The sequence below is a fragment of the Citrobacter amalonaticus genome (assembly GCF_037053465.1).
In the GTDB taxonomy this organism is placed as follows: Bacteria; Pseudomonadota; Gammaproteobacteria; order Enterobacterales; family Enterobacteriaceae; genus Citrobacter_A; species Citrobacter_A amalonaticus_H.
The window spans coordinates 1-11,889 of sequence record NZ_JBALIF010000018.1; the positions used below are offsets into that span (position 1 = coordinate 1).

Genomic DNA, 11,889 nt, shown 5'->3' on the forward strand with positions numbered 1-11,889 from the left:
CTGCTCATGCTATTTACTCCTTGATTTGCTGGTAACAAACCGAGGCAGTATTTAGCATGGGCATTCTACGGGCAAAGCCCCACATGAACGATCACCACCTCCATAGGAGGTGGTTTAAGATTGATAATAAAAAAGGGCCAGCCAACCGGCCAGCCCTTTCTAACAGGATGTCGCCTGAGCGATATCTTAGTTAAGACGCTCTTTGATACGAGCAGCCTTACCAGTACGCTCACGCAGGTAGTACAGTTTAGCTTTACGAACGGCACCACGACGTTTAACAGCAATGCTGTCAACAACCGGAGAGTGAGTCTGGAAGACACGCTCAACGCCTTCGCCGTTGGAAATTTTACGAACAGTGAATGCAGAGTGCAGACCGCGGTTACGAATAGCGATAACCACGCCCTCGAATGCCTGCAGACGTTTCTTGGAACCTTCAACAACCCATACTTTCACTTCCACGGTATCACCCGGACGGAAGGAAGGTACGTCCTGCTTCATCTGCTCTTGTTCAAGTTGCTTAATAATGTTGCTCATAATTTAATCTCTTATCCTGGGTAAACTGATAATCGGGAGCGTTTTTACGCTTGCCCATCATGTTTATGTTGCTGTTGCGCGTGTTCCGCTTTGAACTCCGCCAGCAACCTTGCTTGCTCTTCAGTCAGAGCCAGGTTTTCCAGAAGTTCAGGTCTTCTAAGCCAGGTGCGACCCAGCGACTGTTTTAAGCGCCAGCGACGTATCTCAGCATGGTTTCCTGACAGTAACACTGCCGGGACGTCCATCTCTTCTAACACTTCAGGCCGGGTATAGTGCGGACAATCCAGCAATCCATCAGCAAAGGAATCTTCCGTTGCCGATGCCTCATGACCCAGAACCCCCGGAATAAACCGGGACACGGAGTCAATCAGTACCATTGCAGGTAACTCTCCACCGCTGAGAACGTAATCGCCGATTGACCATTCTTCGTCAATTTCGGTCTGAATTACGCGCTCATCTATGCCTTCGTAGCGACCACACACCAGAATCAGCTTTTGATTCGTGGCCAGTTCGCTGACGCCCGCTTGATCAAGCTTGCGTCCCTGAGGTGACAGATAAATCACCTTAGCGCCTTCACCCGCCGCGCTTTTTGCTGCATGAATGGCATCCCGTAAAGGTTGCACCATCATTAACATCCCCGGTCCGCCGCCGTATGGACGATCGTCCACGGTACGGTGCCGGTCATGCGTGAAGTCACGAGGACTCCAGCTCTGGATGTTCAGCAGGCCATTTTTAACAGCCCGGCCAGTTACCCCGTAATCGGTAATTGCACGAAACATTTCTGGAAACAGGCTAACGATACCTATAAACACAGCCAATCCCCATCACGCCGTCATTTACCGCTTATCCGGTGGTTTAAAAACCAGGATCCCAATCTACTTCGATAGTTCGCGTAGTGAGATCGACTTTCTTGATAACCTGCCCATCGAGGAACGGCACGAGGCGTTCCTTGATACCAAACGCATCTTTCAGGTTTGCCTTAATGACGATCACGTCATTCGATCCGGTTTCCATCATATCGACGACTTTACCGAGATCGTAGCCTTCCGTTGTCACTACCTGGCAGCCCATCAGGTCTTTCCAGTAATAGTCACCTTCGGCAAGCGCAGGCAGTTGCGTAGAATCTACGACAATTTCGCAATTGGTCAGCAGATTCGCAGCATCACGATCGTCAACGCCTTCCAGCTTGATGATCAGATCCTGATTGTGGTGCTTCCAGCTTTCCAGCTGGACTTGCTGCCACTGACCCGCCTTCTGGATAAACCAGGGCTGATAGTCAAAAATGCTTTCGGCGTCTTCAGTGGAAGAAAACACTCTGAGCCAACCACGAATACCGTAAGACGATCCCATTTTCCCTAAAACAATCGGGTCAACGGGTGCTTGCGCGGTGAGTTGCTTGCTCATCATGACCACCGTGACAGATTAAGCTGCTTTATTTACTTCTTTGATCAGCGTAGCTACGCGATCAGAAATGGTTGCGCCCTGGCCAACCCAGTGAGCGATGCGATCCAGATCCAGGCGAGTGCCTTCTTCTTTTTCGCTAGCGATTGGGTTAAAGAAGCCAACGCGCTCAATGAAGCGACCGTTACGTGCGTTACGGCTGTCAGTAACAACAACCTGGTAGAACGGACGCTTTTTAGCGCCGTGACGAGCTAAACGAATAGTTACCATAACATCCTCTTGTGTGAATAAAACAACCGGGCCCCATCGAGGAACGGAGCCCGGTGTCATATTAAAAGCCCGAAAATTTTACTGATTTCTGGGGAAATTGCAATCAGCAGTTAATAACACTGTGGCAAAAGGCCGTCGGCGGTGCAGCCAGTTCGGCACCGGCGTGCGCGCAGCCACCGGAGCGTACACGCAGTACGTGAGGATGGCGAGCACACCCCGGTGCCGAAATGGCAAATGAGCCAGGCCTTAAAGATTAGCGGCCCGGGAACCCTGGAGGCATCATCCCCTTCATACTTCTCATCATTTTTGCCATCCCGCCCTTCTTCATTTTCTTCATCATGCGCTGCATGTCGTCGAACTGTTTGAGAAGGCGGTTAACGTCCTGCACCTGCATGCCGCAGCCTTGCGCGATACGGCGTTTACGGGAGCCTTTAATGATTTCCGGTTTCGCGCGCTCTTTCAGCGTCATTGAATTGATGATCGCCTCCATCCGCACCAGCACTTTATCGTCCATCTGCGACTTCACGTTATCCGGAATCTGGCCCATGCCCGGCAGCTTGCCCATCAGGCTTGCCATACCGCCCATGTTTTTCATCTGGCGTAACTGTTCCAGGAAGTCGGTCAGGTCAAAACCGTCGCCCTTCTTCAGCTTCGTTGCCAGTTTCTCCGCCTGGGCGCGGTCAACTTTGCTTTCGATATCCTCGATCAGCGACAGCACGTCGCCCATACCAAGAATACGTGACGCGATACGGTCCGGGTGGAACGGCTCCAGCGCGTCGGTTTTCTCGCCAACGCCGAGGAATTTGATCGGCTTGCCGGTAATGTGGCGAATGGACAGCGCGGCACCGCCGCGAGCGTCACCGTCGACTTTCGTCAACACCACGCCGGTCAGCGGCAGCGCTTCATTAAACGCTTTCGCGGTATTCGCCGCGTCCTGACCGGTCATCGCATCGACCACAAACAGGGTTTCTACCGGATTGATAGACGCATGAACCTGTTTGATTTCGTCCATCATCGCTTCATCAACGTGCAAACGACCAGCGGTATCCACCAGTAGCACGTCGTAGAATTTGAGTTTGGCCTCTTTCAGCGCGGCATTCACAATATCGACCGGCTTTTGCCCAACATCGGACGGGAAGAAATCAACGCCAACCTGCTCGGCCAGCGTTTCCAGTTGTTTGATCGCCGCCGGGCGATACACGTCGGCAGAGACGACCAGCACTTTCTTCTTGTGCTTCTCACGCAGAAACTTCCCGAGCTTCCCGACGCTGGTCGTTTTACCTGCCCCTTGCAAACCCGCCATCAGCACCACGGCTGGCGGCTGTGCGGCCAGGTTCAGGCTCTGGTTCTCTTCGCCCATCGCCGCCACAAGTTCGTTGCGAACAATTTTGACGAACTCCTGGCCTGGCGTCAGGCTTTTATTAACTTCATGTCCAACCGCTTTCTCTTTTACGCGATTGATAAACTCTCGCACTACCGGCAGCGCAACGTCAGCCTCCAGCAGCGCCATGCGCACTTCGCGCAGCGTCTCTTTAACGTTGTCTTCAGTAAGGCGTCCACGGCCACTGATGTTGCGCAGCGTGCGCGACAAACGATCGGTTAAATTATCAAACATTGTCTCTCGCCTGGGGTGGAAACGGTTGGTCGCAGGTGCGACACATGAACAGAATTTTGTCGCAGTATAACATGAAGCCGCCTTTGTTGTTATGCAACGGTTGGAGCCGCGGTCACGTAACGTTATACTGCTTCTCTTTCTCACTGGCCAATTGTCGACCCTACTATGCCCGTTTTTGCCTTGCTCGCTCTTGTCGCCTATTCCGTCAGCCTTGCGCTGATTATTCCCGCGCTGTTGCAAAAAAACAGCGGCTGGCGGCGTATGGCTATTCTCTCTGCGGTAATCGCGCTGGTGTGCCACGCCTTCGCTCTGGAAGCCCGCATTCTGCCGGGGGGCGACAGTGGACAAAACCTGAGTCTGCTGAACGTCGGTTCGCTGGTCAGCCTGATGATCTGTACGGTGATGACGATTGTCGCCTCACGCAACCGCGGCTGGCTGTTGCTGCCGGTGGTGTATGCCTTTGCGTTGATCAATCTGGCTTTTGCGACCTTTATGCCGAACGAGTACATCACGCATCTTGAAGCCACGCCGGGAATGATGATCCATATCGGATTGTCGCTGTTCTCGTATGCAACGCTGATTATCGCAGCCCTGTATGCACTGCAACTGGCGTGGATCGATTATCAGTTAAAAAACAAAAAGCTGGCATTCAACAATGAGATGCCGCCGTTGATGAGCATTGAGCGCAAAATGTTTCATATCACGCAGATTGGCGTGGTGCTGCTGACGCTCACACTGTGTACCGGCCTGTTTTACATGCACAACCTGTTCAGCATGGAAAATATCGACAAAGCCGTGCTCTCCATCGTCGCATGGTTTGTCTATATTGTTCTGTTGTGGGGGCATTATCATGAAGGCTGGCGCGGTCGTCGTGTTGTGTGGTTTAACGTCGCGGGCGCAGGCATCCTGACTCTGGCCTATTTTGGCAGTCGGATATTGCAGCAGTTGGTCAGTTAAGCCTTAAAGGAGGCGCCCCTGGAACACATATCCACCACCACGCTGATCGTTACCCTGATCATCATGGTGGTCATCTCAGCCTATTTTTCCGGTTCCGAAACCGGAATGATGACCCTTAATCGCTACCGCTTACGCCACCTGGCCAAACAGGGTAATCGTCCGGCAAAACGCGTTGAAAAACTGCTGCGTAAACCCGATCGCCTGATAAGCCTGGTATTGATTGGCAACAACCTGGTCAATATCCTTGCCTCCGCGCTCGGCACCATTGTCGGTATGCGTTTATATGGCGATGCGGGCGTCGCCATCGCCACTGGCGTGCTGACTTTCGTGGTGCTGGTTTTCGCGGAAGTGCTGCCTAAAACCATCGCGGCGCTGTATCCGGAAAAAGTGGCTTATCCCAGCAGCTTTCTGCTGGCGCCGTTGCAAATTCTGATGATGCCGCTGGTCTGGCTGCTTAACACCATTACCCGATTATTAATGCGCATGATGGGGATTAAAACCGATATCGTGGTCAGCGGATCGTTGAGTAAAGACGAACTCCGTACCATCGTGAATGAATCCCGCTCGCAAATCTCCCGGCGTAACCAGGACATGTTGCTGTCGGTACTCGATCTCGAAAAAGTCAGCGTGGATGACATTATGGTGCCGCGCAATGAAATCATCGGCATTGATATCAACGCTGACTGGAAGTCTATCGTGCGCCAGTTGTCGCACTCCCCGCACGGACGTATTGTGCTGTACCGCGATTCGCTGGACGATGCCATCAGTATGCTGCGCGTGCGTGAAGCCTGGCGGCTGATGTCAGAAAAGAAAGAGTTCACCAAAGAGACCATGCTGCGCGCCGCCGATGAGATTTACTTCGTCCCGGAAGGCACACCGCTCAGCACGCAGCTCATCAAATTTCAGCGCAATAAAAAGAAAGTCGGCCTCGTGGTCAACGAATACGGCGATATTCAGGGGCTGGTGACGGTTGAAGATATTCTTGAAGAGATTGTCGGCGACTTTACCACCTCAATGTCACCCACGCTCGCAGAGGAAGTAACGCCGCAAAATGACGGTTCAGTGATTATCGATGGCAGCGCCAACGTGCGGGAAATCAATAAAGCGTTTAACTGGCATTTGCCGGAAGACGATGCAAGAACTGTCAATGGCGTGATTCTGGAAGCGCTGGAAGAGATACCGATTGCGGGTACGCGGGTACGCATCGGCCAGTATGATATCGATATTCTGGATGTTCAGGAGAATATGATTAAACAGGTCAAAGTCATCCCGGTAAAACCTCTGCGGGAAAGCGTCGCGGAATAACAACAACGGCCCGCAGACTCTGCAACGGGCCGTAATCCGGACAGGCGTCAGCGCCATCCGGCAATATCAATAGCCCAAATCAGCCTTTCGCTTTCGCAACGGTCACCATCGCAGCGCGGATCGTACGGCCGTTCAGCGTATAACCCTTCTGCATAATACCCAGCACGTTGCCCGGTGCGACATCTTCAGATTCGACCATCGCGATAGCCTGGTGGACGTTCGGATCCAGCGCAACGTTGGTTTCCGCGATCACCTCAACACCGAACTTACGCACAACATCCAGCATGGATTTGAGCGTCAGCTCAATGCCCTCCACCATTGCTGTCATGTCCGGATTGGTTTTATCCGCCACTTCAAGTGCGCGATCCAGACTATCAATGACCGGCAACAGTTCGTTGACGAATTTTTCCAGCGCGAACTTGTGCGCTTTCTCAACGTCCAGCTCGGTACGACGGCGCAGGTTTTCCATCTCCGCTTTCATGCGCAACAGGCTGTCACGTTCACGGGTCTCTGCTTCAGCAAGCTGCGCTTCCAGATTCGCAATTTTTTCATCGCGCGGATCCACCTGCTCAGCAGAAGCGTCTGACTCAACCGCCTCAACTTCTTCGTGCTGATCCATGATAATTTCTTCCGGGGCTTGCCCCTCAGGCGTTTTCTGTTCTTTACTACTCATGAATTTCTCCGCGTTTTTTTTCGCATTCATCTCGCTAACTTCGCTTATTATGGGGATCAGATTCAGGGTTTCAAGGGAAGCACTCACATTGTCATCAATCTTCGTCACAAGGACCTCGAAAAAATGAATAATCATTTCAAGTGTATCGGCATTGTGGGACATCCACGTCATCCCACTGCACTCACGACACATGAAATGCTCTACCGTTGGCTCTGCACCAAAGGCTATGAGGTCATTGTCGAGCAGCAGATCGCTCACGAGTTACAGTTGAAGAATGTGAAAACCGGCACCCTGGCGGAGATTGGCCAGCAGGCGGATCTGGCAGTTGTTGTCGGCGGTGACGGCAACATGCTCGGCGCAGCGCGCACGCTGGCGCGCTATGATATTAAAGTGATCGGCATCAACCGTGGCAATCTGGGCTTTCTGACCGATCTTGATCCTGACAATGCACAACAACAGCTCGCTGACGTATTAGAAGGCCATTACATTTCAGAGAAACGCTTTCTTCTGGAGGCGCAAGTATGCCAGCAGGACTGCCAGAAGCGCATCAGCACCGCTATCAATGAAGTTGTCCTGCATCCGGGCAAAGTCGCCCACATGATAGAATTTGAAGTCTATATTGATGAAAATTTTGCCTTCTCCCAGCGTTCCGATGGTCTGATCATCTCAACCCCAACCGGTTCAACGGCCTATTCCCTGTCGGCGGGCGGCCCGATTCTCACCCCCTCTCTGGACGCCATTACGCTGGTGCCGATGTTCCCGCATACGCTGTCTGCACGCCCGCTGGTCATCAACAGCAGCAGCACCATTCGCCTGCGTTTTTCGCATCGTCGAAACGATCTCGAAATCAGCTGCGACAGCCAAATCGCACTGCCTATTCAGGAAGGCGAAGATGTCCTGATCCGGCGCTGTGATTACCATCTGAATCTTATTCACCCGAAAGATTACAGTTATTTCAATACCTTAAGCACGAAACTGGGGTGGTCAAAAAAATTATTCTAATTTAACGCCAGCCTCTTTACTGTACAAAAAACCCGTTTATACTGTATGTAATTACAGTTATGGTTTTTCATACAGGAAAACAGCTATGTTGGCACAACTGACCATCAGCAATTTTGCTATCGTTCGTGAACTTGAAATTGATTTTCAGAGTGGAATGACCGTTATCACCGGTGAAACCGGGGCCGGTAAGTCCATTGCGATTGATGCGCTCGGCCTGTGTCTCGGTGGTCGTGCTGAAGCCGACATGGTTCGGGCCGGCGCCAGTCGTGCCGATCTGTGCGCCCGTTTTTCGCTGAAAGATACGCCTGCCGCCCTGCGCTGGCTGGAAGAAAATCAGCTTGAAGACGGACGTGAGTGTTTACTTCGCCGCGTGATCAGTAGCGACGGGCGTTCCCGTGGCTTTATCAACGGCACCGCCGTCCCTCTCTCACAGCTTCGCGACCTCGGTCAGTTGCTGATCCAAATTCATGGGCAGCACGCACATCAGCTCTTGACCAAAACTGAGCATCAAAAATCCCTGCTTGATGGCTACGCAAACCAATCCTCGTTGGTTCAGGAAATGGTTACCAGCTATCAGCGCTGGCACCAGAGCTGCCGTGATTTAGCGCACCACCAGCAGCAGAGCCAGGAACGTGCCGCACGTGCCGAGTTGCTGCAGTATCAGCTTAAAGAGTTAACCGAGTTTACCCCACAGGCGGGTGAGTTTGAGCAGATTGATGAAGAGTACAAGCGGCTGGCAAACAGCGGTCAGCTTCTCTCCACCAGCCAGAATGCCCTGGCGCTGATGGCTGACGGAGAGGATGTCAATCTGCAAAGTCAGTTACATACCGCGAAACAACTGGTCAGCGAGCTGGTCGGAATGGACGGCAAACTCTCTGGCATCCTTGATATGCTGGAAGAAGCGACAATTCAGATTACGGAAGCCAGCGACGAACTGCGCCACTACTGTGACCGTCTGGATTTAGATCCCAACCGTCTGTTCGAACTGGAGCAACGTATCTCTAAACAAATATCGCTTGCCCGTAAACATCACGTCAGCCCGGAAGCGTTGCCAGAGTATTATCAATCTTTACTGGACGAGCAACAGCAGCTCGACGATCAGGCCGATTCACTGGAAACGCTGACGCTGGCGGTTAACAAGCAGCGTCAACAGGCGCTGGAAGCGGCAAAAGCGCTGCACGAACAGCGCCAGCACTATGCGCAAGAATTGAGTGACCTGATTACCGAGAGTATGCACTCACTCTCTATGCCACACGGTCGTTTCACCATTGATGTAACATTTGATGAACACCATTTGAACCAGGATGGTGCGGACCGCGTTGAGTTTAAAGTGACAACGAACCCGGGTCAGCCCATGCAACCTATTGCAAAAGTCGCTTCTGGTGGTGAACTGTCGCGTATCGCCCTCGCCATTCAGGTGATTACGGCACGTAAGATGGAAACCCCAGCGCTGATTTTTGATGAGGTTGATGTTGGTATCAGTGGCCCAACCGCTGCGGTGGTCGGTAAACTGCTGCGCCAGCTTGGCGAGTCCACGCAGGTCATGTGCGTCACACACCTTCCGCAAGTGGCAGGATGCGGACATCAGCATTTCTTTGTCAGCAAAGAGACGGACGGTGAAATGACTGAAACGCATATGCAATGCCTGGATAAACGCGCGCGTTTACAGGAACTCGCTCGTCTGCTCGGCGGTAGCGAAGTGACGCGCAATACCCTTGCTAATGCGAAAGAACTGCTGGCGGCGTAAACTTTTTTGCACCTTCACGGTCAGAGTAGACAACAAAACGCCGTCGGACCCGTAAGCAAAAGGTTTTAAAGTGATGAAAGGTCTATTATCATCGGCATATTACAGATGAGCCACGTACTGCTCGGGCCCGAAAAGGAATCAAATCACTATGCGCTGTAAAACGCTGACTGCTGCCGCAGCAGTACTATTGATGTTGACCGCAGGCTGTTCCACTCTGGAGCGAGTGGTTTACCGCCCTGATATCAACCAGGGGAACTATCTGACGGCGAACGATGTATCCAAAATCCGCACAGGTATGACGCAACAGCAGGTCGCTTATGCTCTGGGTACACCGTTGATGTCTGATCCATTTGGCACCAACACCTGGTTCTATGTGTTCCGTCAACAGCCAGGTCATGAAGGCGTCACGCAGCAAACGCTGACGTTAACCTTCAACAGCAGTGGTGTACTGACCAACATCGATAACAAACCTGCGTTGACTGACAACAAGTAAGCTTGTTTCTGGAATTTAAAAAGGTGCTCATTGAGCACCTTTTTGTTATCCGCTATTTGTTCGCCGATTTCTCCGCCCGCTGTCTGCGTAACGCTTTCGGATCGGCAATCAATGGTCGATAAATTTCTACCCGATCCCCATCCTGTAACGTATCCGCCAGCTTAACCGGACGGCTATAGATACCCACTTTGTTTTTCGTCAGATCGATGTCGGTACGCAACTCCAGTAAACCCGACGCACGAATCGCCTCTTCAACCGTTGCCCCTTCCTGCAATATCACGCGTTGCAGGTATTGCTTCTCAGGCAGCGCATAGGCCACCTCAACCACAATTTTAGGCGACACGGTAAACCTCTTTCGCACGAACGGTAAAGGCTTGCACCATATTGGCAGCCAGATCTTTGAAGATGCGGCCAAACGCCAGTTCTATCAGCTTGTTGGTAAACTCGAAATCAAGATGAAACTCAATGCGGCACGCCTCGCTACTCAGGGGCGTAAATTTCCAACCGCCTATCAGTTTTTTGAAAGGGCCATCAACCAGATGCATCAGGATACTCTGATTATCGGTTAACTGATTTCGCGTGGTGAATGTCTTGCTGATTCCCGCTTTAGACACATCAACCGCCGCAGTCATCTGTCCTGGCGTGGACTCAAGAACGCGGCTGCCGGTGCAACCCGGTAAAAACTGGGGATAGGACTGAACATCATTCACTAACTGATACATCTGTTCCGCACTGTAAGGGACTAACGCGGTTCGACTAATCTGCGGCATAGCTATTTCCATCAACAAAAATCGAACAAATAATACCATTTATCCCCGGGTAAAAAAAACGCTATCCCACAAGAGGGTATAACCTTGTTCATGCTAAGATATCCCCTTGCACCCCGGAGGAGGAAATGGGGTGTTTTTCGATTCCAGATTACCTATACTGAGCGGCACTATGACGAAGAAAAAAGCACACAAACCTGGCTCAGCCACCATCGCGCTTAACAAACGCGCTCGACACGAATACTTTATCGAAGAAGAGTTCGAAGCGGGACTCGCGCTGCAAGGCTGGGAAGTGAAATCCCTGCGTGCAGGTAAAGCCAATATTGGCGACAGCTATGTGATCCTGAAAGATGGCGAAGCTTACCTGTTTGGCGCCAACTTTACGCCGATGGCAGTCGCCTCCACGCACGTGGTCTGCGACCCCACTCGTACCCGCAAGTTGTTGCTCAACCAGCGTGAACTTGACTCGCTATATGGCCGCGTTAATCGTGAGGGGTATACCGTTGTCGCCCTGTCCCTGTACTGGAAAAATGCCTGGTGCAAAGTCAAAATTGGCGTGGCGAAAGGTAAAAAACAACACGATAAACGTTCAGATCTGAAAGAACGTGAATGGCAGTTGGATAAAGCGCGCATTATGAAAAATGCTGGACGCTAGTGGTATAGACGTGATCGGCCTCGCATTCCGGGGCTGATCATAATTATCTACTTATTGAATCTTCAAAAATATATTCTCCCCTTAGCGCTCACCATTAAGCTGAATCGTTAAAACGTGCAAGAATATATCCTCAGACATTACTTCCATTCTTTCTTAGCTCAAATACCGCATACTTCAAATAAATATTTTTTCCATTACCAATGAATCATAAATAACAATACACTTTGTAGCCGTAATTAACTCCCTTTTCATTCATAAAAACAAAACCCTATACTTAACAATCAATTAGAAATAACAAATATTATCCAGTTTAAGAACCGCACCAACACATAACGCAAATCAATATATATTTAGTGAGACTAACAGGTTCTGTAATAAGGCTTAAGTTGCAGAAAACGTTCTTTCTGACTATATCATCTAATACAAAAGTACCAGTGGGTCTCTAAAACAAAGGGTTATTCAGCACAGCA

General features: G+C 51.2%; 14 protein-coding genes. 6 read left to right on the top strand and 8 right to left on the bottom strand.

The features are described 5' to 3' along the window. Positions 1-186: 186 nt before the first annotated feature. The 5 genes from rplS to ffh all read right to left on the bottom strand — a co-directional run bounded on the left by rplS (position 187) and on the right by ffh (position 3,820). Positions 187-534 carry a 50S ribosomal protein L19 gene (gene rplS, locus WB371_RS20695; protein ID WP_012134695.1) on the bottom strand — a complete coding sequence of 116 codons (348 nt, stop codon included), beginning with the start codon at positions 532-534 and terminating at the stop codon, positions 187-189. A gap of 44 nt (positions 535-578) precedes the next feature. After that, positions 579-1,346, bottom strand: coding sequence for a tRNA (guanosine(37)-N1)-methyltransferase TrmD (trmD, locus tag WB371_RS20700; RefSeq protein WP_336221914.1), 768 nt, complete (start codon positions 1,344-1,346; stop codon positions 579-581). Between the two features lie 43 nt (positions 1,347-1,389). Next, a complete protein-coding gene (gene rimM, locus WB371_RS20705; RefSeq protein WP_336221942.1) occupies positions 1,390-1,938 on the bottom strand; it encodes a ribosome maturation factor RimM in 549 nt (182 codons plus the stop codon). Between the two features lie 18 nt (positions 1,939-1,956). Continuing rightward, a complete protein-coding gene (gene rpsP / locus WB371_RS20710) occupies positions 1,957-2,205 on the bottom strand; it encodes a 30S ribosomal protein S16 (protein ID WP_046485404.1) in 249 nt (82 codons plus the stop codon). Positions 2,206-2,458: 253 nt separating this feature from the next. Continuing rightward, positions 2,459-3,820: a signal recognition particle protein gene (gene ffh, locus WB371_RS20715; protein ID WP_012906735.1), complete on the bottom strand. Its 1,362-nt coding sequence runs from the start codon at positions 3,818-3,820 to the stop codon at positions 2,459-2,461. Positions 3,821-3,985: 165 nt separating this feature from the next. Between ffh and WB371_RS20720 the strand changes: the two genes are divergently transcribed. Continuing rightward, positions 3,986-4,777 (top strand): inner membrane protein YpjD, encoded by a 792-nt coding sequence (locus WB371_RS20720; RefSeq protein ID WP_336221915.1) that lies wholly within the window; start codon positions 3,986-3,988, stop codon positions 4,775-4,777. 18 nt (positions 4,778-4,795) lie between these two features. Continuing rightward, entirely contained in the window at positions 4,796-6,082 is a 1,287-nt protein-coding gene (locus WB371_RS20725) for an HlyC/CorC family transporter (RefSeq protein ID WP_336221943.1), read from the top strand. Positions 6,083-6,161: 79 nt separating this feature from the next. Here the strand turns inward: WB371_RS20725 and grpE are convergent, their stop codons facing one another. Beyond that, positions 6,162-6,755, bottom strand: a complete 594-nt coding sequence (gene grpE, locus WB371_RS20730; protein ID WP_336221916.1) for a nucleotide exchange factor GrpE — start codon at positions 6,753-6,755, stop codon at positions 6,162-6,164. Positions 6,756-6,878: 123 nt separating this feature from the next. On the opposite strand from grpE, the gene nadK reads away from it, so the two are divergent. The 3 genes from nadK (at position 6,879) to bamE (ending at position 9,997) form a co-directional block, all read left to right on the top strand. Further along, positions 6,879-7,757, top strand: a complete 879-nt coding sequence (nadK, locus tag WB371_RS20735; RefSeq protein ID WP_336221917.1) for an NAD(+) kinase — start codon at positions 6,879-6,881, stop codon at positions 7,755-7,757. Positions 7,758-7,842: 85 nt separating this feature from the next. Further along, the gene (gene recN / locus WB371_RS20740) at positions 7,843-9,504 is read left to right on the top strand and encodes a DNA repair protein RecN (protein ID WP_336221918.1); all 1,662 of its coding nucleotides are present in this window, start codon (positions 7,843-7,845) and stop codon (positions 9,502-9,504) included. A 148-nt stretch (positions 9,505-9,652) separates the two neighbouring features. After that, entirely contained in the window at positions 9,653-9,997 is a 345-nt protein-coding gene (gene bamE, locus WB371_RS20745; protein WP_336221919.1) for an outer membrane protein assembly factor BamE, read from the top strand. A 52-nt stretch (positions 9,998-10,049) separates the two neighbouring features. Here the strand turns inward: bamE and WB371_RS20750 are convergent, their stop codons facing one another. Both WB371_RS20750 and ratA read right to left on the bottom strand, forming a co-directional pair. Continuing rightward, positions 10,050-10,340, bottom strand: a complete 291-nt coding sequence (locus WB371_RS20750; protein WP_336221920.1) for an RnfH family protein — start codon at positions 10,338-10,340, stop codon at positions 10,050-10,052. Beyond that, positions 10,330-10,806, bottom strand: coding sequence for a type II toxin-antitoxin system toxin RatA (gene ratA / locus WB371_RS20755; RefSeq protein WP_336221921.1), 477 nt, complete (start codon positions 10,804-10,806; stop codon positions 10,330-10,332). Before ratA ends, WB371_RS20750 begins: the two co-directional genes overlap by 11 nt. 130 nt (positions 10,807-10,936) lie before the next feature. Here ratA and smpB point away from each other — a divergent pair, with 130 nt between their 5' ends. Continuing rightward, positions 10,937-11,419, top strand: a complete 483-nt coding sequence (gene smpB, locus WB371_RS20760; RefSeq protein WP_042325938.1) for an SsrA-binding protein SmpB — start codon at positions 10,937-10,939, stop codon at positions 11,417-11,419. Positions 11,420-11,889: the final 470 nt, after the last annotated feature.

Excerpts from the sequence above, each read along its gene's own strand:
- rplS (WP_012134695.1), bottom strand. The coding sequence starts at position 534 with ATGAGCAACATTATTAAGCAACTTGAACAAGAGCAGATGAAGCAGGAC.
- bamE (WP_336221919.1), top strand. The coding sequence starts at position 9,653 with ATGCGCTGTAAAACGCTGACTGCTGCCGCAGCAGTACTATTGATGTTG.
- smpB (WP_042325938.1), top strand. The coding sequence starts at position 10,937 with ATGACGAAGAAAAAAGCACACAAACCTGGCTCAGCCACCATCGCGCTT.
- recN (WP_336221918.1), top strand. The coding sequence starts at position 7,843 with ATGTTGGCACAACTGACCATCAGCAATTTTGCTATCGTTCGTGAACTT.
- ffh (WP_012906735.1), bottom strand. The coding sequence starts at position 3,820 with ATGTTTGATAATTTAACCGATCGTTTGTCGCGCACGCTGCGCAACATC.
- WB371_RS20720 (WP_336221915.1), top strand. The coding sequence starts at position 3,986 with ATGCCCGTTTTTGCCTTGCTCGCTCTTGTCGCCTATTCCGTCAGCCTT.
- rpsP (WP_046485404.1), bottom strand. The coding sequence starts at position 2,205 with ATGGTAACTATTCGTTTAGCTCGTCACGGCGCTAAAAAGCGTCCGTTC.
- rimM (WP_336221942.1), bottom strand. The coding sequence starts at position 1,938 with ATGAGCAAGCAACTCACCGCGCAAGCACCCGTTGACCCGATTGTTTTA.
- ratA (WP_336221921.1), bottom strand. The coding sequence starts at position 10,806 with ATGGTATTATTTGTTCGATTTTTGTTGATGGAAATAGCTATGCCGCAG.
- grpE (WP_336221916.1), bottom strand. The coding sequence starts at position 6,755 with ATGAGTAGTAAAGAACAGAAAACGCCTGAGGGGCAAGCCCCGGAAGAA.
- nadK (WP_336221917.1), top strand. The coding sequence starts at position 6,879 with ATGAATAATCATTTCAAGTGTATCGGCATTGTGGGACATCCACGTCAT.